The sequence below is a fragment of the Bacillus sp. FSL W7-1354 genome (genome assembly GCF_038002405.1).
GTDB classification, from domain to species: Bacteria; Bacillota; Bacilli; order Bacillales; family Bacillaceae; genus Bacillus; species Bacillus paralicheniformis.
Genome location: NZ_JBBOCL010000001.1, coordinates 3,947,834 through 3,970,700, shown reverse-complemented (window position 1 = coordinate 3,970,700; position 22,867 = coordinate 3,947,834). Strand labels below are relative to the sequence as shown.

Below are 22,867 nucleotides of genomic sequence, written 5' to 3'. Positions count from 1 at the left end.
TTTCAGAAGAAATCCGCTCCCTTTTTTTGTATCATATCACATCTCCTCAACAAAATAAGGAAAACAAGTGAATCTTTTGCTATTCATGTTGAAGCCAGGCTCAATATTGATTTTTGTTATGATCTTAAAAAAGGAGGTTTGATTACCATGAATACCTTATGCCGCAGCAAACAAGCTCCATTTGAATACACCTTATCTCTTATAGGTGGTAAATGGAAAATGAGAATCCTCTATGAGCTGGCGTGTGAAAAAACGATGAGATACGGGGAGCTCAAACGGGCTATGCCGTTAATCACCCATAAAATGTTAAGTTCCCAGCTGAAGGAGTTGCAAACTGACGGTCTGATTCACCGGGTGGAGATTTCTCAAAATCCCCTCAGAGTGGAGTATTCGTTATCAGACAGAGGACTGTCTTTATACCCTCTCATAGATGAAATGTGCAGATGGGGACAAAGAGAAGGTTTGCCTTATGAGTAAAAAATACTTACTAAAAAGTGCGTACTTGTTTCCTGACGGGAGGGATTTTATACTGAATAAAAATTATTTGTAAGGAGAACAGGATGACAAAACAAATTTATATCATTCATGGCTACAGAGCCTCCTCAACCAACCACTGGTTTCCTTGGCTGAAAAAACGTCTGCTTGCAGACGGAATACACGCAGAAATTTTAGACATGCCTAATCCTCACCAGCCAAGGCTTAAAGATTGGCTTGATACGCTCTCTTTAAATAAGAACACATTAAATAAACATACTTATCTGGTTGCACACAGCCTGGGGTGCGCCGCCGTTTTGAGGTTTTTGGAACAAACGCAATTGCGTCAACCACTTGGCGGAATCTTGCTCGTTTCCGGCTTTGCCAAGTCACTGCCCGATTTAAAGATGTTAGATGAATTTACCGAGGAATCGTTTGATTTTCAAAACATCATTGAGTCAGCTAAGCATCGTGCTGTCATTGCCTCTAGAGACGATCAAATTGTGCCATTTGATTGGAGCAAAGATCTGGCGCAACAAATTGACGCTAAGCTTTACGAAGTTCAACACGGGGGGCACTTTTTAGAAACTGACGGATTTACTTCTTTGCCGATTGTTTATGATGTTTTAAACTCCTATTTCTCAAAAGAAACTTGCTAAAAACAATAAAGGATATTCGGATTTTAGGGCGGCAAAGGGCTTAGAAGCCGCCCTTCTCCAATTTCTTAATAAGTGTGGAAAAAATCGATGCCAAAGTTCCCTGTTTTGAAGTGGTCTGTTACGTCATGCCAATTGAAAATGTGTATAATATAGCTTTGTTGAAGGCACTTGAATGAAAGCGCGGCTTATGTTTCTTGTGAAAGCTTAGCACTTAAAGCTTCAAAATGAATCATCTCTAATTTAGATCAGGGATATTACCTAACCAAGTTCCCAAAAGAAATGAATCCCTTTCATTGATATATGTTTCACGCATAAGGGTACACCTTTTTGTATTGGTTTTAAGAGAGCATAACTTTTTTATCAACCTTACATTCCTTTAATGATGTCGCTAAGCGAGTTATTTAATTCAATAAACTGTTTCTCTATAGGTGTAAATTTATGATTTAGTCTTGTAATGAAATACAAATCGACGTTTCGATAAGATGAGGGAACTTCTAAATAATTAAGGATATTGTAGCGATCTGCTATGCGCTTTGATACTAAGGAAATTCCCATACCCATCAATGCAAATTGCACTAAGGATTCTGGATCGCCCACTTCAATGATTTCCCCCTGTTGGATGTTCGAATCTTCAAAAATATGACATAATAATGTTAGATACAAGCACTTATCTGATAATACAAGTACGTTTTTTCCGTTTATATAATCATCAAATCTCGTATATTGATCTATACCTTGGCCTATGATCACCAATTCTTCATATCCCACTTTTTGATAACTTATCTTTTTATTGTTTAGCGATCCAATCGTATAAGCAACATCGATTTTTCCAAGGAGAACTTGATTTTCAATATATTCTGTTGAACCTGTTTTTAATGTTACCGATAAATCAGGATATGTATGATAAAGCTTATTTAAAGCACTTGAGAATTGAGTTCCACCAACAGATATCATCGTGCCAATACGGAGTTTTTCATCGTGTTTTTTCATGATGTTTTCGGTTTCTTCCCAAACGAACAAGATTTTCTTGTATTGATGATATAATTTTTCTCCCTCTTTCGTTAGTTTGACTCCTTTTGAATTTCTGATAAACAGTTGTTGATGATAATGAGTTTCGATTTTTTTTATTTTCGCAGTCATATTGGATTGAAGGTGATTCAATTTAATTGCAGCAGCAGATATGCTTTTTAATTCCGCCACTGAAACAAAAGCTTTCATGTTTTCAATATCCATTCATATTTCAACCCCCATCAAAAAAAGTGATATAACCATCATAACTTAACATTTAAAATGATCTCTAATTTTAATTATACTCGGTTTAAAGAGTTTTGGAGGGATAGCTAATGAAGAACAACGTGATAAAAGCAGGGATTATAGGCGGATCTTTGAATAATCAATGGGCTAGTCAAACACATATTCCGGTATTGAAGGAAAATCCTTTTTATGAAATAACGGCGATTGGAACATCAAAAATGGAAACCGCAAAAAAAGCGCTATGATGCTTAAGGCTGCCTCTGCTTTTATAGATTATAAGGAATTAGCACAATCAAAAGATGTTGATTTGGTAGTCGTCAGTATAAAGGTTCCTTTCCATTATGAAGCTTCGCTTGCAGCCATAGAAGAAAATAAACATATATATTGTGAATGGCCTTTAGGCAAAGATACTGTGCAGGCTGAAAAACTGGCAAAATTGGCAGATGACGCAAACATTCATCATGCGATTGGATTACAGGGAAGGCAATCTCCAGAAGTCAATTATTTAAAGCGGGCAATCAAACAGGGGGAGATCGGCAAGGTCATCTCCTGCACGATGCAGGTAGCAACACAAGGAAAGGGAGGAATAACAGATGAAAAAAGCAGTTACCTTTTAAAAAGAGAAAATGGGGCGAACCTTCTTACAATCAACGGTGGTCACTCGCTTGATGTTCTTTGTCATATCCTGGGTGATTTTAAAGAATTATCAGCTGCAATGAACAGTCATTATACAGAAGCCGTCATACAAGAAACAGGGATGAAAATACCAAAAAACACAGCTGACCAAATTTTAATCCAGGGGACGCTCGTTAATGGCGCTTCAGCCTCTGTCCATATTCAGGGCGGAGTTTATCCAGCTTTTCAATTAGAGATTAGAGGGGAAAAAGGTGTTTTGCGTTTAACACAGCATAATTCCTCAGGACACGTACAATTTGGCAATCTCAAAGTCAAAAAGATTACACATCCTCATAATTTGTTAAATGCTGAAGATGTTTATTCTGAAGAAGTAAAAATTTCCCCAGTAAAGGATCATGGTGCAAGAGGCTATGTTGAAACTGCTTATACTATTTTAGCGGAAGATATATTTGAACATAAAAATCAAATCCCAAACTTTCATGACGCTGTCAAACTGCACCGGTTGTTAGACGCCATTCGGAAGTCGGCAAAGACCGGTAAAAAAGTACTCTTAAAAAATGAGTAGGAACATTATAACTTTGCCTTGGCACATGCCTGTCCAGCATTAGCAAATTGTTCGGAAACCGACATGATATAAAAAAACATACCAACAAGCTTTGGTATGTTTTTTCTTAGGAAATCCCTGATTAATGAATATTAGGTTTTCTAAAATTACTTCCTTTAACTTCAGCTACGTCATATACAGTGACAAAAGCATTTTTATCAACTTCATTAATGATTTCCTTTAATTTGGTGTCTTCTAAGCGATTGATGACACATGTAATTTCTTTAAACTTTTCGTGGGAAAAACCACCGTAAGCTTCTTTATATGTAGCACTTCGGCCCAATTGATCGCGAATTGTCTCCACCATCAACTCAGGTTCTGTTGTAATAATTTGAAAGGTTTTAGAACCGCTTAATCCTTCCTCGACAACATGAATGACTTTGGACGCAATATAGTAGGCGATGACTGATAGCAATGCCCCTTGCAAGCCAAATACAGCGGAAACAAAAATAAACACAAAAAGGTTAAAGAATAGAATGAGATCGCTCGTTCCAAATGGCAATTTGCGCGATAACAGCACAGCAAGCATATCAATTCCGTCCAATGCTCCGCCATTACGCAGCGCCAGCCCCATTCCAAAACCAAGGATGATCCCTCCGACAACAGTGACTAACAAAGTGTCCCCTTCGATTATAGCCGGAGTGTGGTGCATAAAACTTGTACCTGCTGCAAGTGATGCGATTCCGATAATCGATAATAACGCAAAGCTTTTCCCGATTTGCTTATACCCCAGCCAGACAAACGGGATGTTTAAAGCTGCGATAAGTATACCAAGCGGCAAGTCAAATAGTTGCGAACCAACAATGCTGAGTCCTGTCACGCCGCCATCAGATACATTGTTAGGAATCAGCACTGTTTCCAATCCATAGGCCGCTATGATTCCTCCGATCATGACCATTATAACTTTGAAAATCATTTTCGCTTTAATTTTCTTATGTTTTTCGATTTTATTCATGCCATTCCTCATTTCAAATTTTACGTTATATTTAAATATACCATAACAGTTTTTCTAGGTTCAAAAGTTCAATCACGTTTTTTGAGCGGCTGCTGCAAATACCGATCATTATATTGGATTAAGGTAACCCTTTTAGACTTGGAACATTCATGTGCCGGCAGAGCTATATTGCAAGCACCCCGTTTTCACAACTGGTGAATAACTAATAAAGGCCCTAATGTTTATGGACATTTCCGGCCAGACAAAAGGATTGTCGGCAATAGAACGAAGCATTTGATTCTTCTCTCTCCAAGATGAATGAATCCTTAACTTTATTGGTTTTTCACCCCCCATTCACATAACCCTTCTAAAACCGGCAATAGTGATTCCGCTTTACCAGTGAGACTGTACTCGACCTTTGGGGGAACTTGAGGGTACTCTTTCCGCTTCACCAGACCATCCGCTTCCAATTCTTTAAGTTGTGAACTCAATGTTTTATAAGTAATAGCCCCTATTTGTCTTTTCAGCTCATTAAAGCGAACCGGTTGATTTTCCGCGAGGAGATAAATAATAACCATTTTCCATTTGCCGCCGATCACGGACAATGTGTAGCCAAAAGGTGTATCTTGAATATTTTTAACTTTGCCTTTATATTCAGCCATACTCATATTAACACTTCCCTTTCGGATAGTACCTATCAATAAAGTGCGTACTGTTTTTTTGTTTGCGTTCATTTTATACTAACCGTAATTTGAAGTAAAGGAGACGATAACATGGCTAAAAAAACGATACGTCTGTTGATGCCGCAATGGCAAGGGGGAAACAATCCCAACTACTCTTTTGGAGCGGAACTGCTTGCTTGGCTGGCTCCTGAAAATGATCAGCCCCTTATTCATGTTCCGGTTCAAACTTATGATGGAACTCCACTTGAAAACGAAAACGGAATAAACGGGAGAAAACAACTACTGGAACAATTGGAGGCTGCTCAGCATATCATTCATGCCCATAAGCCGGATCGCATTGTCATGTTTGGCGGTGACTGCTTAGTCGAACAAGCACCATTTGCTTATTTAAACGAACGATACGGCGGGGACTTAGGTTTAATTTGGATTGACGCTCACAGCGATTTAGTTAGATATGCAGGATATGATAACGGTCATACTTTACCGCTCGGGAACCTTTTGGGAGAAGGAGATGAAGAGTTCGCAAAACATGTGAACATTCCCCTTAAACCTGAAAATGTCTTTATCGCGGGATTAGCAGCTCCTACAGAAGAAGAAACAAACGCGATATCAAAAGCACTTCAAAGACAAGGTATAGTTCCCACAGAACCAGACACTGAAGTGATTCAAAGACTTGGGATTAGAACTGCCGGAACTAAAGAGTTAATGACCAGTACCAATTCTATAAAAGAATGGATAAAAGAAAGCAACATCAAGTATCTGGCCATACACCTTGATTTAGACGTGCTTGATCCGAAGGCGTTTCGTTCTTTATTATTCGCCAATCCTGAAGCACCTGTAACTTTTTCTCCTGAGGGAACAATGCAAATGCCGCACCTGCTTCATCTTCTGAAAGAACTCTCTTCCGAAACAGATGTAGTTGGATTAGGTATAACCGAACATTTGCCGTGGGACTCTATTCATTTGAAGAAATTGCTTAGTGAAATCCCTATTTTAAATCAATAATTTCATAAACGGGACAACAACAAATTAATGGAGTCGGTAACCCTCCATAAATAAATACCAAGGGGTCATAACCCTTGGTATTCCTATGATGCGGCCGAGAGACTTGAACTTTCGCGGGCTGCGACCCCATTAAGTCTTCGACAAAGATGATTCGACCTAACCATTCGGCCTGCCTTTTCATTTCCCGCTCGATCTTTAAGATGCTGCATAAATGACGGCTCTGATTCCGACCTTTAACTCCTGCATGAGGTTGAAGGTGGATTTATATTTAATTTTCCAGCCTCTTTTTCATCACTGCCGCCAATTGCTCCGCATGGGTATCTCCTTCATTTTGCAATTGATCAATGATGTTCATGTAGTCTGTATCATTTCGGTTTTGACTTAATTTATATGCAGCCTGAATTTCTTCCACCTTAATCTTAAACCCGACAATCGCTTTCAGTTGTCTTTCTAAAAGTTGAGGAGAAAGGTTATCCCATAAAATTGGATTTTCTCGGTGTTTTTCGTATTTTCCCATCATAATTGTTAATTCTTCTATTAATTCATCTCTCTCTAGAATGCTTGCTTGACCGTATATATGGATGGCTTGATAATTCCATGTCGGCACTTCCTCATGCCCATACCAGGAAGAAGAAATGTATGCGTGCGGCCCCTGAAACATAACAAGCACATCTTGACAGGTTTCAAAAGTTCTCCACTGCAGATTTCCAAAAGAGACATGGCCGGTGATATAGTAATCATCACCTTTTTTATTGAACCCCAAAGGCAAATGAGTAGCGATTGGCTTCCCTTGTTCTGTCGTAACAATCGTGCCAAAAGAGTTTTTTTGGACAAAATCCAAAATTTCATCAACATTTTCGACTTTAAAATATTTTGGAATATACATCGTCATCCTCCTTTCAAAAAAGTTATAGGAGTGTTTTGGTCATGATCAAGTCCGTTTGTTCTTCATCTCCCATATAAAAAGAGTGAGCACCGGTTTGAACAAACCCCATTTTCTTATAAAAAACAATTGCGTTTTCGTTTTTTTCCCATACGCCCAGCCAGATTTTCTTTTTATTCAGTTCCTTCGCAATTTCCATAGCTTTATTGAACAGATATTTGCCAAGCCCATGTTTTTGAAACTCGTTCTTGATATAAATTCTCTCAATTTCAAGTGATTCATCACCCATTTTTTCAGTTTGGGCCTCATCAGTATTGACCTTTAAATATCCAGCGATTTCATTGTTACAATAGACAAAAAAGAATTGCGAAGCGCTGTTGGATAGTTCTTTTTCTAATTGTGTTAAGTGAAACGCCTTTTCCAAATAGGCCTTCATATTTTCCGGCGAGTTCTGATGCTTAAATGTCTCATTAAATGTTTCACAACCAATTTCTTGAAGCTTTTGTAAGTCTTCAAGGGTGCACCTTTTTATATTTACTGTCATTTCAATCTGCCGCTCCTTTATGCCGTCAATAATTTCTCTTGTTCCCCTTTTTCACAAACTCCCAGTCTTTTTCTACATTTTTTCTTACTCTTTGAAGAAGATTGAAGATGGTCTCCGCTTCCCCCTCGGAAAACCCCTCTAATGCCACACAATTCGAATGATCATTTTCTCTTTTTATAAAAGGAAATACCTCATTCCCCTTTTCCGTCGGAAAGAGTTTTTTTATTTTTTTGTTATATTCATCATCTCTCCGTTCAATAAAGCCTTTCATTTCAAGTTTTTTTATAGCGCGGGCTGCGGTGGTCCGGTCCACTTTAATCATTTCAGCTAACTTCTCCTGAATGATTCCCGGGTTTTCGCATATTCGGACAAGGTACAAATATTGCCCTTTTGTCAGGTCATGTTCTTTAAATTCGATATTGCTTATAGAATCCAAAGCCCGGGCAATCATTCCAATTTCACGAAGAATATCCTTCATCATAAACTCCTTTCGAACATGTTTTTGTTGCAAATACAACATAAATGGCGTACATTAAATATACCGAAATTTTGTTGTATTTGCAATAAAAATAAAGAGGGCGAGTTAAGTGAAATATGTTTTTTATGTATTAGGAATTTTAATCTTAACCCTTGGGATTGCTTTTACGATTCAATCAGATCTTGGCGCTTCGCCTTTTGACGCACTTTTGGTGGGACTGTCCATACATGTGGGGCTTACTGTGGGAAGTTGGGAAGTCATCATTGCTTTGCTATTCATAGGCTGCAATTCTTTTTTAAAAAGCCAAAGACCGGAAGTTTCAGGGATGCTAACGGCGTTTATAACGGGGATCGGCATTGATATGTGGCTTTTTTTCCTGCACTTTTTTATCACACCAGAACAATGGTGGAGCAAAGTGATTTGTTTTGGAATCGGCTTGGTTGTTACAGGTTTAGGAACCGCGACATACTTATACACAAATTTTGCTCCGATGCCAATTGACCGATTCACATTCATCATAAAAGAATTAACGAGAACCAACATATTTGTTTCGAGAACCATCATTTACCTCGTCTTCTTGACAGCGGCCGTCATCTTAAAAGGACCGATTGGCATCGGAACTTTATTAACCGTTTGTTTAGGAGGGCTTGTTCTTCATTTTTTTATGCCGTTTGCTGGAAAAGTATTAGGCCGCTTTACAGACGCTCGTATATTACGATAAGAAATGTTTTTAATGCCACTCCCTACTTTTTCACAGAACTTTTATTGAAAATCATCAATATGATTCCGGATGCTATTAGACTTACAATCAAGGAAGAGAGAGATAATCTAAATATATTTTTCACTCCATTAATGAACAATGACCATAAAACATATATGGAGATTGCACTTAAAGTAAACATTCTGAACCATCTAGGTATTGCGAGCCAAACTTTCAATAGATAAGTTGAGAGTTTCCCCATTTTGCGCCTCCTTGTTATCTATTCGACCTTTTACCAAAGCCTAACATAGTTAAAAACAAAAAAGAAAAAAATACCAAGGACTCATAACCCTTGGTATTCCGGTAATACTGCCGAGAAAACTTGAACCTTCATGGGGGGGGTTCCCCCATAAGGACTTCAATAAAAGTGAAAGTATTTTGTCCGTTACAAAAGTTATTTCAAGCATTTGAAATTTGTATTTTGGGCATAAAATGGTACTGTTCAAGCAACATGAATGTGTTCTTATCGAAACGAATGAGGGATTTATACTAAGTTTTTGTCTTGGACTCCCGAATTGAATGCATCCGGCTTATCTTTTACCTTCACGAGACCATGCCACCACAGGAATGAGTAATAAGGATAAAATTCCTCCAGTAAGTGATAATGTTAGATAACTTGAGCCTGCCACAACCATTCCGGACAATGCTCCGCCGGCAGCTCCTGACAACGCAATCAGAACATCCACCGTACCTTGTGTTTTCGCCCGTGTGGCCGTTTCAGTTGAATCAACTATCAGTGCAGTCCCGCTTATCAAACCAAAATTCCACCCTAATCCCAGCAAAGAAAGAGCAATTACGATAAGAACCATAGAATCTCCCGGTGCAAATGCTGCTATTAAGCCTGCCAGAAGCAGCGTAGTTCCAGATGCAATCGCCATTGCAGTACGTCCCAACTTATCAACAAGAACCCCTGTAACAAGTGAAGGGAGATACATGGCACCTATATGAAAGCCAATAACAAGACCAACTGCACCCAAGTCATGCCCATGATGTCTCATATGAACCGGTGTCATTGTCATAATAGCGACCATTACAATTTGGGTAAGAACCATAACGGCTGCACCAACAATTATGCCTCTTTTGTTTTCTGTGTGTTCAGTTGTTGTCAAATGTCCTTTATCACTTGGCTCTTGCTTGATCGATTCGATTGTTCTTGCGATAACTAATGGATCTGGACGAAGCATGATGAAAAGAACAACACCTGCTAAGATATATGCCGCCGCGGCTAAAATGAAAGGGCCCGCTAGTGATGGAACACCGATAGAATGGGCGAACCCCCCCATCACATTCACTAAATTCGGACCCGCAACCGCGCCAAATGTCGTCATAACCATCGTCACACTGACAGCAGTCGCCCGCTGCTTACGATTTGCCAAGTCCGTACCTGCATAACGAGCTTGTAAATTTGTCGCTGTTCCAGCACCGTAAATAAGCAATGAAGCAAATAACAAGAAAATACTATTTATGATTGCTGCAATGATGACTCCTATTGCTCCAAGACCGCCAATCACAAAACCGGCTGAAAGACCTGCACGACGACCATAGCGTTGAGAAAGTCTGCCTACAAATAAGGCTGCCCCCGCTGATCCTAAAGTAAATAAAGCTGTCGGGACCCCTGCGTAAGCATCCGTTCCGAGCATTTGCTGAGCAATAAGGGCACCGACAGTAATTCCTGCCGCCAGCCCTGCACCGCCAAAAATTTGTGAAACACTTACAACAAATAATGTACGCTTGTATAACGTTTTTTGTTTTTCTGGGGAACCAATGTAGCTTTGTAATGAAGCTGATTGAACGTCTAACGATTTTACACTTTCTTTGTGCAGCATGATCTAACCTGCCTTCCTTGATCAACCTCCAACTAGATTTGAATCATCATAACACGCGCAAAAAAACCATACAATATTGAAATTGTATGGCGGACAATAATTAGGCAAGATCGTTTAGCAAGCGCCTAAGGATTATTAATCCTTTTTCAAGCTCTTCGAGCGTTTCTGGTGCACATACAGAAACCCTTACCGCCCTTTCCGGACAACTATTCCCAACTACGAAGCGTTCAGCCGCATACACTTGCACTCCATGTTCAGCAGCTAATTTTTCAAATTCAGCACCTGTAATCCCACCCGGTAACAACAACCACCGAAAGATGCCTGTTTCACCACCTAAACACGTATAGTCAGCAAAATATCGATTTGCGATTTGGTTTCTGCAAATCGTTTGTTCACGATGCCCCTCAATTAAGACTTCAAATTGATTTGATACAATCGTGCGCGCAGCAAGTTCTGCTAATAGCGGGGAAACCGTTATATTTAAATTATAAAGCGCCCTCGAAACCGGCTCCTTAAATTGATACGGCACTGCAACATACGCCAGTCGCAGCCCCGGTGCCAATGATTTAGATAAACTTGCGATATGGATCACCTGTTCCGGCGCGAATGATGCAAGGGCTGGAAGTGGATTTTTGCCAAGAAGATGGTACGATGCATCTTCAATAACAAACAAATTATACTTTTTTGCAATTTCTGCGATGACCTTTCGATTCTCTACAGACATAAAGGAAGCTGTCGGGTTATGGTAATCCGGGATCAAATAAATGCCTGTAATGTTTTCATTTTTATAAGCATATTCAAGTGACTCCGGCTTCATTTCACCGTTCTCGGATTTTATCGGTACGATTTGCACACTTAGCATTGATGCAACAGTTTTTAATCCGGGATATGTATGATGATCAACACCAATGCGGTCTCCAGGCTTACAAAGACCCGCCAATGCGGCAGCGATCGCATTTTGTCCCCCATTTGCAAATAAAATGTGCTCAACGGTTGTTTCAAAACCGCCTCTTCGAATTAGCTTTACAGCTGCATCCTTTTGCCAAAGGCTTTCGCCCGCCCGGCCATAACCAAACCATTTTTCATAATCTGTCTCTTGCAGCATGCTGCTCAAATGGAGCTTGAGCGGCTCGTAAGAAGCATGATCCGGCAGTGTTGCGCCCATTTCAATGAGCTTTGGCTTTGTATCCTCAAGTAAATACGCATTCGATAACGCATCATACGATACAAATGTGCCGCTCCCAACAGTTGCACTTAACAGGCCCTTTAACTCACACATTTTAAACGCCTTTGAAATGGTACTCAAATTTAAATCCAAATAATCAGCCAGTTCCCGCTGAGGAGGAAGCTTTGTTCCAGGCAATAAAACTCCGTTTACTATATCCTGCTCCAATTGCCTTGCAAGTGCTTTATAAATGGGCTTTTCAGTTTTATCAATCGATGGCTTCCAGCTCATCGGATAGTTTTCAAAAGAATTGATCGGCATGATACGCCATCCTTTTTTCGTTCTATTATATGGTTGTGCTGTTTATAAAACAATTATAAGAAATGACGGACAAGTTAGACTGCGACTTTAAGTAATAGGTACTAAATCGAAACATCAGGTGGAAGTCCGGCTTTTATAAAAATTGCAACAATTCATTTTTCTTGAATGTTGGACTTTTTCAATGTAGTTTGCTACTTTATAAAAACCGTTTTTCGCCTTTTTGGCATAATTTTTTAGCAATCACGGCTGTTTCAAGTATGTACCGGAGTGCTTGTTAAGCTAATTTTTTGGCTAACGCCGAAGCCCAGTGCTGAGTATGGAAACTCTTTGATGTTTAGGATCATCATGAGCGCCATGATATGAATTTCTTTTTGAGACAGTTGTCCTACAGATGGATAGCTAACAGTCTGGGTGATATTTCTTTGTTGTGTCTGCGCTGTAGTAGAAGCTGCACTTACACTAGGAGCTAAAAACAAAGACAATATTGACATAATCTCAAAAGAGTGCAAATTTATTTATAGAAGTATTAAACTAAGGAGCCAATAACAAATCATGAATAATGTTTCATTAATATATAAGGAATTTGGTGATCCGCTTCAAAAATTACAGCTATATACCGGAGAAAAGCTTCCTCTTCAGCCAAATGAAATTCTTGTCAAAATGATTGCCAGTCCAATTAATCCATCAGATTTGCTTCCAATTAGAGGGGCCTATTCTCATAGAATTAAGCTGCCGGCTGTTGCAGGATATGATGGTGTGGGAATTGTCATAGATCAGGGCAAAGATGTATCACCATCATTGATTGGAAAAAGGGTCCTCCCTGTAAGAGGAGAGGGAACTTGGCAACAATATGTAACCACCAAAGCTGATTATGCAATAGAGCTGCCTCCATCAATAAGTGATAACGACGCCAGTCAACTGTATATTAATCCATTAACAGCCTGGCTAATTTGTACGGAATCATTGCGTGTTCAGCCGAATGAAATTGTGTTAATGAATGGCGGAGGTACATCTATTGCAGGTTTGTTTGCGCAAATTTCTACTATACTGGGATTCCGTTTAATTGTCATTACAAGAAACAGCCGCAAGATAGAAAAACTTCAAAAACTTGGGGCATGGAGAGTCATCGACGCTTCCAACGGTTCTATATATGAACAGATTTCTGATGCTTGCGACATCGGGGTTGACCATGCAATTGACTCTATTGGAGGAGAAAGCGGCGAACTGCTGGCGAGGACGCTAAAACCTGAAGGAACGTTTGTCAGTTATGGTCTGTTGTCAGGTATACCAAACGATTGGCGAAAGTTACACAATGTATACCATGTGTCACCACAATTATTCGCCTTAAGACTTTGGAACGAGAGACATTCCGTTTCTGAATACCGCAATCGCTTCTCGCAGGTGATTAAGCTCGTTGAGAGCGGAAGAATGGTCATCAATGCTCCAGAAAAAGTATATGATTTTGAAGATTTCTATGATGCGTTGAAGCATTATGAACAGCCGGGTTTGAATGGAAAGATACTGTTGAACTTTGCAGTGAAGAAGAAGATGTAACACTTGATTGATTTTCATTAACAAATTCGAGATGTGGGAGGAGAAAATGCAATTGCCCCATTCCTTTTGTCGATCGAGCTCAACAAAATACAGTTCCATAAATACAAATCCGAGGTCAATTCCGAACGGGATACTGTGTACTTCTTCCTCGGTGAAGGAGATGACTGCGCATATGTTAGCTCCTGACGTTGATCTGACTACATATGATCAATGATGACTCAAGAAAACAGAAACATTGCATAGCTTAATATGGAAGTACCGAAAGTGAAAGGTGGCAACTATTTTTTCATAAAGGAACAAAAAGCTAATTAAAGTTGGTTATTTTAACAGACTTGCCACCAGTCACGTTATGTAAAAAAGCTGACTAAAATTTCACCAATTTTATCGCAGGTAGAGGTTTCTGCTGATAAATTTAAACTTCGTAATGAGGTTAAAAGAGAAACTGTAGAAGATATACAGGCGAAAAATATAAAAATAGACAAGAAAATAGAGAAAAGAACGAGGTGACCTTTCCTTTTTGCGATACGACACGTTCACTATTGCTTTGTTGTTTTTGCTTAATCTAATTTTATAAAGAAATTTATTGACATCAAAAATATGATCATGTTATTATTAAATATTTGATGAAAAACCGAATATATGGTAATCTTAAGAAGGATACCATATATGGAGGTGGATGATATGTTTCAAATTGGCGATAACATTATTTATCCAATGCAAGGAGCAGGTATAATTGAAGCCATAGAAGAAAAAGAATTCTTAGGGGAAAAACAACAGTATTATGTCATAAAAATGTCAATCAGTAATATGCAAGTTATGATTCCAACGGGTAAAATATTGAGTTCAGGTATACGACCTGTTACTGATATACTTGCATTAAAACACATTATACACATTTTCCAGCATGGAGAATCAGATCGGTTACTGCCGTGGAAACAAAGGTTTAAAGTAAACACGAACAAAATAAAAACGGGTAAAATACAAGAAGGCGCTGAAGTTGTACGTGATTTAATGCGTATGAATAAAGAAAAAGCACTTAATGCAAGCGAAAAAAAAATGTTGGATAATGCATATGAATTTTTGATTAGTGAACTGGAAGTAATTAAAGGAATCACTGAAAATCAAATAAAAAGTTTCAGTTAAAGTTCATTATAGATAATATATTGCATCCAAAAAAACATCCTGTAATTTCCGGTAACATTATGATAATTAAAAGTAAATCATTTCAAAGACGTTTAACTTCTTCAACTTATTTTTAGAACATTAACCTCTTTTGTTATTCCTACAATTAATCCATTTTTATTACTTAAATTTCTTTTACGAACATTTACAGTTTATCAAAAAACTCGATTAAATCGTCACTTGATTTTTGTAATCCTGATTCACACTGGCACGGACAAGGAGCCGTAAGGATGGAAGAGAGGCAGGGCTTCCATTGTTTTAGGTATATCTAAGTAATGATTTCTAGAAGAAAGAACAATCAATCTCACCTTTATCTTTAAGAATTTTTTTTATTCACTTCGGCAGTGAATCGTTTATCTTCCTTTCATAAAAGAGATACGCGAGTTGGTAACATCTAAATATATGGACAACAATAAAAAATGATGGAATTTCTATAACTAGATTACTTCTATTAAGATTGAGTCTTATGTAAAAATTGAAGTTGGCAGAATTCTTGTAGATGGACCAGCTGTTATTTTCATTGATCCAAAATATCTAAAAATTGTTGAATGAACGAAGAAAAGGATGATTCTTTACGAAAAGGGATGCTTTTTGTTTGATGTTTGATGCCAGTGATTTGTAGGACTTAGATTGCGAAGTCTTGTACTTAAATTAACGAGCAAGTTAGTGAAAAAAAATAAAAAGTAATTGCATTCGAAAAAAAATAAATATTTTATATACATTCCGCATATTGTCAATCCAGTATGTTATACTGTAAACAACCTTTGAAGCGTTAAATCTTTTTCTATTACCTTTTACCACCTCCCTACTCGAACGTTGAGTAGGGTTTTTTATTAAGCATTATACAGAGAACATAAAAAAACAGGCCCTATATATAGAGCCTGTTTGTATAAACGATTGAAGATTAAGCAGTTTTTTGAACGTTAGCAGCTTGAGCTCCGCGAGGACCTTGCTCAACGTCAAATGTTACTTTTTGACCTTCGTCTAATGATTTGAATCCGTCACTTTGGATTGCAGAAAAGTGTACGAATACATCGTCTCCATTTTCACGTTCGATAAATCCAAAACCTTTTTCTGCATTAAACCATTTAACTGTACCTTGTTCCATTTTTGTTGCCTCCTAGTGCGTTACCGCACATTGTATTACTATCCTTGCCCAAAGTATCATCAAGACGAAAAGTCAATATTCATACTATCCTTTACACCGAACAAAAATAATTCTTCTTTATCATAACAGGGAACGGAAATAATTGCAAATCATATTTTTGTTTTATTCATGGCATTATTTCCTAAATGTGGATGTCAGTGCAGAAGCGGAGTCTCAATAATTCTGCATTGAATTTATAACATGTCTAACAGGTCTAATAACCATGGTTTAAAAACACCGTGAAAATGAATCAGAGTGTCTTCAAACCTTACTAGTAATGTCCTCAAACAATCAATGCTCACGGACTAAATAAACCGATTCCCTAGGGGAGCAGGGAGAGCGTTTGGCCCGATAAAGAGCCGGGTATAATTTTCATACGCATTTGTATCCCGGCTGGCTCTGCTAATAAACATTTAATCGAGCTGGAAATCAGCTTCTCATTTCCAATGATTTTATAGAAGAATAGGAAAGATACTTGTCATTTATGGTGGATGACACAGGGACTTCAAAGGCAATAAAACGTTTTCTAGATCATCATAGGAGGGAAACATTAAAAAATGAATGAGCAAAACCTAAGGACTTTGAGAAAACTGGTTACACCTTATGAAAAGTCCGATTTACAAAAAAGTATTTCTCAAATCATTAACACATTGGTGCCATTTTTCCTGTTATGGTGTTTGGCATATAAGAGCTTGTCGATTTCTTATTTCCTTACATTAGCGATTTCTGTTGTTGCGGCAGGTTTTTTAGTGAGAACCTTCATCATCTTTCATGATTGCTGCCACTACTCCTTTTTTAAAAACAAAATGGCGAATCGAATCCTTGGAATAATTACAGGAATTCTGACTTTGCATCCTTTTGATCACTGGGGACGCGACCATTCTGTCCACCATGCGACAAGCAGCAACTTGGACAAACGCGGTACAGGCGATATTTGGGTACTGACCGTTGAAGAATATAAGGAAGCCTCAACTAAGACAAAAATAATGTACCGTTTGTACAGAAATCCGTTTGTTATGTTTATGGTTGGGCCGATTTACGTCTTCGGGATTACCAATCGTTTTAATCGTAAAGGGGCAAAACGCAAAGAACGGATGAATACGTATGTAACGAACCTGGGAATCGTCGCTTTGACAGCTCTTTTATGCTGGGCTATTGGCTGGCAAAACTTCCTGCTGGTTCAGGCGCCAATTTTTATGATATCGGGATCTCTCGGAATTTGGATGTTTTATATTCAGCATACGTTTGAGGATTCTTATTTTGAAGAAGATGAGCATTGGGAATATGTAAAAGCAGCAGTTGAAGGAAGCTCTTTTTATAAGCTTCCAAAAGTCATGCAATGGCTAACAGGCAATATCGGTTTCCATCATGTTCATCATTTAAGCCCGAGAGTCCCAAACTATAAGCTTGAAGAAGTGTATAACAACATTAAACCATTACAAAACGTTCCGACCATTACACTGGCAACAAGTCTTAAGTCATTAAAGTTCCGCCTGTGGGATGAAGAAAGCAAAAAATTTGTTGGTTTTAGCCACTTAAAAAAAGTTTCTAAAAACCAAATATCAGCACACCTAAGAACGGATTAAACAACTCCCCATAATCGATGATAACCGGCATTGTATCTTGCAGAATAAAAGTGCAGACTCGCACAACGGTTTTGTGCAGAGGTCAGCACTTTTTTAGTGCTAAATATAATTACATATTCCACCATACGGTACATTTATTTCCGTATTTTCTGCAAAAAAATAATACTAAAGGTAATGAAACCCTCGGTATTATTGGTATGCGGGCGAGAGGACTTGACCCTCACGGGGTTGCCCCACTAGGCCCTCGATAAAGTGGAAGCTTATCACGATTTATGAAAGCTTGTTTTCATTGTATCTCTTTACACCAATTACATAAAACTTCATTGTTTTTTAAGAATTATGAAGTAAGCTTTTCAAACGAATTCCGAAGTTTACCAAAGTGGTTATTAAGATTTTTTGCTTTTTTAACATGGTCTATCCATGAGATTGATGACAAAAAAGAGATTTCACTATTGTCTTTTTTTTTCGTTAATTAGAACCCTCGACCGCTATCCTGGAGTTATTTTTATTTGACGGAATCCTCGATTGAACCCTTTTATATTTGTTGTAAAAGCTCGTGCCTTCACAACAGAAAAGTCTAAATATAATTCAATCCTTCCAATGATCGTATTCTGTACTTCTTGCTCGTTCTTTGTATTTATCAATTTGCTCTTCGGTTGAAAATTTTAGAGAAAAATTAGCCGAAATAAAAGGAATTCCTCACTTTACGAATGAAGCAACTGAGGAATACTTGCAGGGTACAAATCAGATGGAATACATGCAAAAATCATTAATAGCGCATTAAAATAAAGCAGGCATATGCCTGCTTTAAAATTTATACTGGTTCAAATTCTATAACCTTGCTTTCCCTTTAATCCAGTGTTTTCCTATCAAGGCCTAAACAATCGTTTTCCCCACTCCGAGGAATACATTGGAATCCCAACTAAAAGACCATCGCCTCTTAGTCACTCACATTAACAATGATTATAAAATGTCTCAAGGAACGATCAACAGCCGCTACCCCTGATTAAAGATGATCTTTTACCACACTGTTACGTTAGAACTTCCACTACTTTGATATCCCTCTGTCGCTAAGACTTGATAAGACCAAATACTACCCAGATTCATTCCATGACTCTTCCATGCTCTAACATGATTGCTGAAAGTGATTTTAGCGTTGCTTCCAGTTGGTCTCTTCGTTTGGCGAACACTCCAGTACTGCGTGAAAGTAGTTTTTTCGCCATCAATGGAAGGTGCATTATAACGTGTAGTTGTATATATGTCATATGTGCCGCCATCACTTTTTACAGTACCTTTATACGTTCCAGTAGGTCTATAAGTACCCCATGAATCCACTACATAATATTCTATGAGCGGTGCTCTCGTCCAACCATATAAAGCCAAATATCCATTGCCATTCGGCGCCCAAACTCCGGCATTATAGTTTATTGTCCTAGATGGCGAACCTGTAGTCCAACCTTTACCAACAACGAAATTTCCGGTATTAGACCAATTAACGCTGTAATTCCCGCCAGGCCCATTAACAGCGTTTACTGTTCCGCCGCCATCAGTCCAATTTTGCCAGTAGTCTGGACTAGCTGCAGAGGCGGTTGCCGAAAACAAGCTAATACTCATTAAAGCTGCCGTTAATCCAACTAAGAAATTCCTTTTAAACTTAAACATATGTTACCTCCTATAATAATTATTCTGACTTTGACATGAGGTAGCACCCGTATAGATTTAAAACATTATTAATTACTAATGCCAAAGTTTTTGATCGTTCTCTTCAATATAATACCATGAATTCATGAGTGAATATCATAAATAAATGTAATTTAATTACAAAGACCTAAAAAATCACATTATAAGTGTTCTTGTAAAACTATAGCCTTATCCTCTTTTCGCAGAATCATAAATCTGACGGATTAATATTTGTAATTAATAACTATTTATACCATTTCGTATAAAGGAGATATACATGAGAGATTGTGAAGTCATTGTAGCTGCCCCAGGTGGTGCTCCTGACTTTGAAGCTGTAATGGAACGTTTCATGTCCAAAAAGTCAGCTCATCAGATTGTTTACTGTGTTTTCGATGTTTCTACAAAGACAGTCGGTCAATCGCCAACAAGCCGCTCACTGTGGCGTAAGACAGTTCTGAATTCACTTGAACTGAATCATCCTATCGAAGGAATTCAAGGAAACGGACTAGCTTACTTTGCCTTGGTCAAAGAAAAAATTTCAGAGGGAATCGTGCTCAAGAAAGCTGACTCGCCTGATGAAATTAATACACGTTCTCATTATTGGCTGAAAGTGATCAATTATCATTACACCGAAGTCGTTATTACCGGCACACCAAAACGGATATAAAATTTTCCCCATCCCGATAGAACTGCAGCTGGGTTTATGGAATTCATGCCACATGCAGAACGAAGTAAGTTCCACTCTATGAAACAAGTAAAGTCTGAATCTGATGAATATGTATTTATTGAGCCTATTTTTCATTAAAGTAAAAATACAACAACAAAACAAAAAATACCAAGGGTGTCAAAACTCTTGGTATTCCTATGATGCGGCCGAGAGGACTTGAACCTCACGGGTTATTCACCCACTAGGCCCTCAATAAAGTGGAAGCTTATCACTGCTTATGAAAGCTTATTTTCATTACATCGTTGATTACACAAAATTTGATTGTTTTTTATTAATTATGGAGTAAAAATGGAGTACGAACTTACCAAAGTGGTTCTCTATTCCCTCTTTATTTAACAAGGTCTATCCATGTTTAAAGCAGCTAAAGATTTTTTAATTTTAAAGGCGAAGGTATGTTGCAAATCTTCAGAAGTTAAAGCTTTATCATGTATCCTCTAAAGCCTGTTCTGCTTCATCAAGCAAATAGAGCGCATCCTGCATAGAATAAATCCCCCCTTTTTTTTCATGAACAAGAATTAATACACCAAAGAATAGGTGAAAAGTCCTCGAAAAACTATTGTGAAATATTTGAAGAGGTTCTTGAAGAGTGGTTTTCTGCTGAATTGATTCTTTTAAGCCAAGGTGGTGATGGTACTGATGACCTTGAAATGAGAAAAGAATTGTACGGGTGGCGTTTTGTTGAGGCATTGAATAAAGAATAACCGCTACCTCTTCCCTTCTGCTCAAGATACATATATATTGCTATGCTGTGCTTATTCTTTCTTAGCGTACAATAAAGCTCCCTCGTAGCAAGGGAGCTTAAATTAGAGAGCTTTATTTAACTCATGTTTAATCCAAAGTTCGAAGTATTGAGTAGCTTCATCTTCACTTAAATCTTTACTTGTTATCGAGAATATCTTACAACCGAATGGATCGATTTTTGAAAACTTCAAAGACGGCTCATCCATTGCATGATCCTGAAAGTTAAAATACACGTCCCAAACATCAACATCTAGTCTCTTTAATCCTACTGCTTCAAGATCTAATCCATTTTTATCGTAACTAATATGTAGATGTTGCGTTTCATCATAATTCATTTAGGAAACCCTCCCTTTAGAAAATGATATGATGTTTTTTCATGTTAGGCGGCACATGGTAATGAAGTTTATAGGGGCCTCCCGTCTTAACTGGATAATAATCTAATCTGAAAATTGGTTTTCCGGTAGATTTTAAACGAACTTGAATAATTCTGCCACCACCACCGGGGCCATCAATCTTGTATTTACTCGGCGCCTTTAAAGCTTTTTCAACATATGGTCTCGCGATTGCCCAACCTTTTTTCATTCCAGACCTGCCAACTTTGCTAATTAAGACCCTTAAAGCTGTAGCAACAATTGGCACCCACATCGGCTTTATTTCAGCGTCCTTAATCTCTTGTTCGGCAAGCACCTGTTCTAACTGCTGAAATACTGGGTCTTCTATTAAAAAATCAAACTCTTTTTCAAACTCTTCATTATCCAAATTTTGAATGTCCTTTTTATTGATTGTTGAAATTGATGATATTCCATCAATGTTTTTTGGAAAAATCTCATTCAATGTATTGAGAGTTGAGTTGAAATCAATGCTTTCATCCTCTTTCCCCTCTTCAATTGCTTGAGATAATGGACTTAGAACACCCATAACCAACACAAAGACCAAAAGTGAGACAATAGTTTTAATAAACTTTTTCGCCATATTTGATCTCCTAGTTAATTATTTTCATTCCAAATATATCAATATATGGTATGAAAATCAACAGCTAATTTTACTTTAAGTAATCAAGTATTGCGTGGATGGTGTTTCCATTCTGCTCAAGATAAATAGGTTTTATTGAATCAAAAAAATCCTGTCTTTAAAGTGACATGTTCCTTCCTCAGCATCAATAAATGCAACATAATCTTTGTTTTGGATTTTCAAAATTTCATTATAATGCTACAGCTTTAGGAACAGAGAGTTTATCAGCATTTAAAAAACTGCAAGGTCGACAGCAAGCCAAATTATTACTCAATTCAGCAATACACAATAAATAAACACATTCGAGAATATTTCAAAAATGCTGATCTACAAAAGATCTCGCACACCCATATCATCGATTTTAGAAATTACTTACTCGATAAGAAACTGAGCAATAAATCCGTAAATAATATCATATCCACTTTAAATAAAATATTCGAGACAGCCCAAAATGAAAAATTTATTCAAAACAATCCATGCAGCAAAATCAAACAACTCCCTCTTGATCGAAAAAAGATGAAATTTTGGAGACCGGAGGAATTTAAAAAATTTATCAACTTAATTCCTGATGATCAAGTCATTTTTAAAACATTTTATGCACTAGCCTTTTTCACCGGAATGAGATGCGGTGAAATGTTAGCCCTCCAATGGAAAGACATAGACCGAATATTAATGGAAATAGATGTTCGCAAATCTGCAACATATTTAAACAAAGAGTTTATAGTGACGTTACCCAAAACAAAAAATTCTATTCGACGCATAAGCATTAATAGAAAACTTTTCTCTCTCCTAGACTATTGGAGAGAGAAACAAGAGGATTTATTTAAAAAACTCAATATTCTTCATTCAGATGAGTCCTATATTTTTCAATATAAAGACACTCCATCATCAAAGGACATTTTCAGTCGTAAAATTAAATACTTCTGTAAAAACAACAATAGATGTATACGGACACCTATATCCCAATAAACAGAAAGAAATGACGGACAAGTTAGACGACTTATTTTAAGTAA

At 37.8% G+C, this 22,867-nt stretch carries 22 protein-coding genes and 3 pseudogenes; 11 read left to right on the top strand and 14 right to left on the bottom strand.

Annotated features, from left to right (window positions below; translation table 11 throughout):
- Positions 1-147 precede the first annotated feature (147 nt).
- Positions 148-477 carry a winged helix-turn-helix transcriptional regulator gene (locus tag MKZ04_RS20095; protein WP_023857826.1) on the top strand — a complete coding sequence of 110 codons (330 nt, stop codon included), beginning with the start codon at positions 148-150 and terminating at the stop codon, positions 475-477.
- An 83-nt stretch (positions 478-560) separates the two neighbouring features.
- Positions 561-1,133 (top strand): RBBP9/YdeN family alpha/beta hydrolase, encoded by a 573-nt coding sequence (locus MKZ04_RS20090; protein WP_341046851.1) that lies wholly within the window; start codon positions 561-563, stop codon positions 1,131-1,133.
- A 40-nt stretch (positions 1,134-1,173) separates the two neighbouring features.
- Here MKZ04_RS20090 and MKZ04_RS21845 read toward each other — a convergent pair.
- Positions 1,174-1,332, bottom strand: a pseudogene (locus MKZ04_RS21845) (ISL3 family transposase); the annotation flags it as partial.
- A 167-nt stretch (positions 1,333-1,499) separates the two neighbouring features.
- A complete protein-coding gene (locus tag MKZ04_RS20085) occupies positions 1,500-2,366 on the bottom strand; it encodes a LysR family transcriptional regulator (RefSeq protein WP_095292658.1) in 867 nt (288 codons plus the stop codon).
- A 110-nt stretch (positions 2,367-2,476) separates the two neighbouring features.
- Here MKZ04_RS20085 and MKZ04_RS20080 point away from each other — a divergent pair.
- Positions 2,477-3,588 (top strand): annotated as a pseudogene (locus MKZ04_RS20080) (Gfo/Idh/MocA family protein).
- Between the two features lie 121 nt (positions 3,589-3,709).
- Here MKZ04_RS20080 and MKZ04_RS20075 read toward each other — a convergent pair.
- Together MKZ04_RS20075 and MKZ04_RS20070 are read right to left on the bottom strand one after the other, a co-directional pair.
- Complete coding sequence (locus MKZ04_RS20075; protein WP_149169502.1) at positions 3,710-4,582, bottom strand: YitT family protein; 873 nt, start codon at positions 4,580-4,582, stop codon at positions 3,710-3,712.
- Between the two features lie 311 nt (positions 4,583-4,893).
- Entirely contained in the window at positions 4,894-5,229 is a 336-nt protein-coding gene (locus MKZ04_RS20070; protein ID WP_020450289.1) for a winged helix-turn-helix transcriptional regulator, read from the bottom strand.
- Between the two features lie 105 nt (positions 5,230-5,334).
- Here MKZ04_RS20070 and MKZ04_RS20065 point away from each other — a divergent pair, with 105 nt between their 5' ends.
- The gene (locus MKZ04_RS20065; protein WP_105980736.1) at positions 5,335-6,249 is read left to right on the top strand and encodes an arginase family protein; all 915 of its coding nucleotides are present in this window, start codon (positions 5,335-5,337) and stop codon (positions 6,247-6,249) included.
- 268 nt (positions 6,250-6,517) lie between these two features.
- On the opposite strand, the gene MKZ04_RS20060 is transcribed toward MKZ04_RS20065, so the two are convergent.
- The 3 genes from MKZ04_RS20060 to MKZ04_RS20050 are packed head-to-tail and all read right to left on the bottom strand — an operon-like array spanning position 6,518 to position 8,154.
- Positions 6,518-7,135, bottom strand: a complete 618-nt coding sequence (locus tag MKZ04_RS20060) for an FMN-binding negative transcriptional regulator (RefSeq protein WP_328066492.1) — start codon at positions 7,133-7,135, stop codon at positions 6,518-6,520.
- A gap of 22 nt (positions 7,136-7,157) precedes the next feature.
- Complete coding sequence (locus MKZ04_RS20055; protein ID WP_039073244.1) at positions 7,158-7,676, bottom strand: GNAT family N-acetyltransferase; 519 nt, start codon at positions 7,674-7,676, stop codon at positions 7,158-7,160.
- Between the two features lie 25 nt (positions 7,677-7,701).
- A complete protein-coding gene (locus MKZ04_RS20050) occupies positions 7,702-8,154 on the bottom strand; it encodes a MarR family winged helix-turn-helix transcriptional regulator (RefSeq protein WP_023857834.1) in 453 nt (150 codons plus the stop codon).
- 109 nt (positions 8,155-8,263) lie between these two features.
- Here MKZ04_RS20050 and MKZ04_RS20045 point away from each other — a divergent pair, with 109 nt between their 5' ends.
- Entirely contained in the window at positions 8,264-8,875 is a 612-nt protein-coding gene (locus tag MKZ04_RS20045; RefSeq protein ID WP_050820807.1) for a YczE/YyaS/YitT family protein, read from the top strand.
- 569 nt (positions 8,876-9,444) lie between these two features.
- Here the strand turns inward: MKZ04_RS20045 and MKZ04_RS20040 are convergent.
- Positions 9,445-10,743, bottom strand: a complete 1,299-nt coding sequence (locus MKZ04_RS20040; RefSeq protein WP_095292646.1) for an MFS transporter — start codon at positions 10,741-10,743, stop codon at positions 9,445-9,447.
- A 97-nt stretch (positions 10,744-10,840) separates the two neighbouring features.
- Entirely contained in the window at positions 10,841-12,226 is a 1,386-nt protein-coding gene (locus MKZ04_RS20035; protein ID WP_341046842.1) for an aminotransferase-like domain-containing protein, read from the bottom strand.
- A 552-nt stretch (positions 12,227-12,778) separates the two neighbouring features.
- On the opposite strand from MKZ04_RS20035, the gene MKZ04_RS20030 reads away from it, so the two are divergent.
- From MKZ04_RS20030 to MKZ04_RS20020, 3 genes are all read left to right on the top strand, one after another.
- Positions 12,779-13,780, top strand: coding sequence for a zinc-dependent alcohol dehydrogenase family protein (locus MKZ04_RS20030; RefSeq protein WP_023857840.1), 1,002 nt, complete (start codon positions 12,779-12,781; stop codon positions 13,778-13,780).
- Between the two features lie 681 nt (positions 13,781-14,461).
- Positions 14,462-14,923: a CarD family transcriptional regulator gene (locus MKZ04_RS20025; RefSeq protein WP_023857841.1), complete on the top strand. Its 462-nt coding sequence runs from the start codon at positions 14,462-14,464 to the stop codon at positions 14,921-14,923.
- Positions 14,924-15,403: 480 nt separating this feature from the next.
- Entirely contained in the window at positions 15,404-15,514 is a 111-nt protein-coding gene (locus tag MKZ04_RS20020; protein ID WP_095323767.1) for a BC1881 family protein, read from the top strand.
- Positions 15,515-15,866: 352 nt separating this feature from the next.
- Here the strand turns inward: MKZ04_RS20020 and cspC are convergent, their stop codons facing one another.
- On the bottom strand, positions 15,867-16,070 hold the full coding sequence (gene cspC / locus MKZ04_RS20015) for a cold shock protein CspC (RefSeq protein ID WP_003179166.1): 204 nt from the start codon (positions 16,068-16,070) through the stop codon (positions 15,867-15,869).
- 596 nt (positions 16,071-16,666) lie between these two features.
- On the opposite strand from cspC, the gene MKZ04_RS20010 reads away from it, so the two are divergent.
- On the top strand, positions 16,667-17,695 hold the full coding sequence (locus tag MKZ04_RS20010) for a fatty acid desaturase (RefSeq protein ID WP_341046840.1): 1,029 nt from the start codon (positions 16,667-16,669) through the stop codon (positions 17,693-17,695).
- 1,020 nt (positions 17,696-18,715) lie between these two features.
- Here MKZ04_RS20010 and MKZ04_RS20005 read toward each other — a convergent pair.
- Positions 18,716-19,357 carry a glycoside hydrolase family 11 protein gene (locus MKZ04_RS20005; protein ID WP_035337139.1) on the bottom strand — a complete coding sequence of 214 codons (642 nt, stop codon included), beginning with the start codon at positions 19,355-19,357 and terminating at the stop codon, positions 18,716-18,718.
- Positions 19,358-19,658: 301 nt separating this feature from the next.
- Here MKZ04_RS20005 and MKZ04_RS20000 point away from each other — a divergent pair.
- Positions 19,659-20,171 (top strand): annotated as a pseudogene (locus MKZ04_RS20000) (ATP-dependent DNA ligase); the annotation flags it as partial.
- 354 nt (positions 20,172-20,525) lie between these two features.
- Here MKZ04_RS20000 and MKZ04_RS19995 read toward each other — a convergent pair.
- From MKZ04_RS19995 to MKZ04_RS19985, 3 genes are all read right to left on the bottom strand, one after another.
- On the bottom strand, positions 20,526-20,828 hold the full coding sequence (locus MKZ04_RS19995; RefSeq protein ID WP_341046838.1) for a hypothetical protein: 303 nt from the start codon (positions 20,826-20,828) through the stop codon (positions 20,526-20,528).
- Between the two features lie 77 nt (positions 20,829-20,905).
- Positions 20,906-21,178 (bottom strand): DUF3986 family protein, encoded by a 273-nt coding sequence (locus MKZ04_RS19990; RefSeq protein ID WP_023857848.1) that lies wholly within the window; start codon positions 21,176-21,178, stop codon positions 20,906-20,908.
- Positions 21,179-21,194: 16 nt separating this feature from the next.
- On the bottom strand, positions 21,195-21,815 hold the full coding sequence (locus MKZ04_RS19985; RefSeq protein WP_341046834.1) for a hypothetical protein: 621 nt from the start codon (positions 21,813-21,815) through the stop codon (positions 21,195-21,197).
- A gap of 312 nt (positions 21,816-22,127) precedes the next feature.
- Between MKZ04_RS19985 and MKZ04_RS19980 the strand changes: the two genes are divergently transcribed.
- Positions 22,128-22,823 carry a tyrosine-type recombinase/integrase gene (locus MKZ04_RS19980; RefSeq protein ID WP_341047193.1) on the top strand — a complete coding sequence of 232 codons (696 nt, stop codon included), beginning with the start codon at positions 22,128-22,130 and terminating at the stop codon, positions 22,821-22,823.
- The last annotated feature ends 44 nt before the right edge of the window (positions 22,824-22,867 follow it).

Bases quoted from the DNA above. Each gene is read 5' to 3' on its own strand.
- MKZ04_RS20095 (WP_023857826.1), top strand. From the start codon at position 148: ATGAATACCTTATGCCGCAGCAAACAAGCTCCATTTGAATACACCTTA.
- MKZ04_RS20090 (WP_341046851.1), top strand. From the start codon at position 561: ATGACAAAACAAATTTATATCATTCATGGCTACAGAGCCTCCTCAACC.
- MKZ04_RS20085 (WP_095292658.1), bottom strand. From the start codon at position 2,366: ATGGATATTGAAAACATGAAAGCTTTTGTTTCAGTGGCGGAATTAAAA.
- MKZ04_RS20075 (WP_149169502.1), bottom strand. From the start codon at position 4,582: ATGAATAAAATCGAAAAACATAAGAAAATTAAAGCGAAAATGATTTTC.
- MKZ04_RS20070 (WP_020450289.1), bottom strand. From the start codon at position 5,229: ATGAGTATGGCTGAATATAAAGGCAAAGTTAAAAATATTCAAGATACA.
- MKZ04_RS20065 (WP_105980736.1), top strand. From the start codon at position 5,335: ATGGCTAAAAAAACGATACGTCTGTTGATGCCGCAATGGCAAGGGGGA.
- MKZ04_RS20060 (WP_328066492.1), bottom strand. From the start codon at position 7,135: ATGTATATTCCAAAATATTTTAAAGTCGAAAATGTTGATGAAATTTTG.
- MKZ04_RS20055 (WP_039073244.1), bottom strand. From the start codon at position 7,676: ATGACAGTAAATATAAAAAGGTGCACCCTTGAAGACTTACAAAAGCTT.
- MKZ04_RS20050 (WP_023857834.1), bottom strand. From the start codon at position 8,154: ATGAAGGATATTCTTCGTGAAATTGGAATGATTGCCCGGGCTTTGGAT.
- MKZ04_RS20035 (WP_341046842.1), bottom strand. From the start codon at position 12,226: ATGCCGATCAATTCTTTTGAAAACTATCCGATGAGCTGGAAGCCATCG.
- MKZ04_RS20030 (WP_023857840.1), top strand. From the start codon at position 12,779: ATGAATAATGTTTCATTAATATATAAGGAATTTGGTGATCCGCTTCAA.
- MKZ04_RS20025 (WP_023857841.1), top strand. From the start codon at position 14,462: ATGTTTCAAATTGGCGATAACATTATTTATCCAATGCAAGGAGCAGGT.
- cspC (WP_003179166.1), bottom strand. From the start codon at position 16,070: ATGGAACAAGGTACAGTTAAATGGTTTAATGCAGAAAAAGGTTTTGGA.
- MKZ04_RS20010 (WP_341046840.1), top strand. From the start codon at position 16,667: ATGAATGAGCAAAACCTAAGGACTTTGAGAAAACTGGTTACACCTTAT.
- MKZ04_RS20005 (WP_035337139.1), bottom strand. From the start codon at position 19,357: ATGTTTAAGTTTAAAAGGAATTTCTTAGTTGGATTAACGGCAGCTTTA.
- MKZ04_RS19990 (WP_023857848.1), bottom strand. From the start codon at position 21,178: ATGAATTATGATGAAACGCAACATCTACATATTAGTTACGATAAAAAT.
- MKZ04_RS19985 (WP_341046834.1), bottom strand. From the start codon at position 21,815: ATGGCGAAAAAGTTTATTAAAACTATTGTCTCACTTTTGGTCTTTGTG.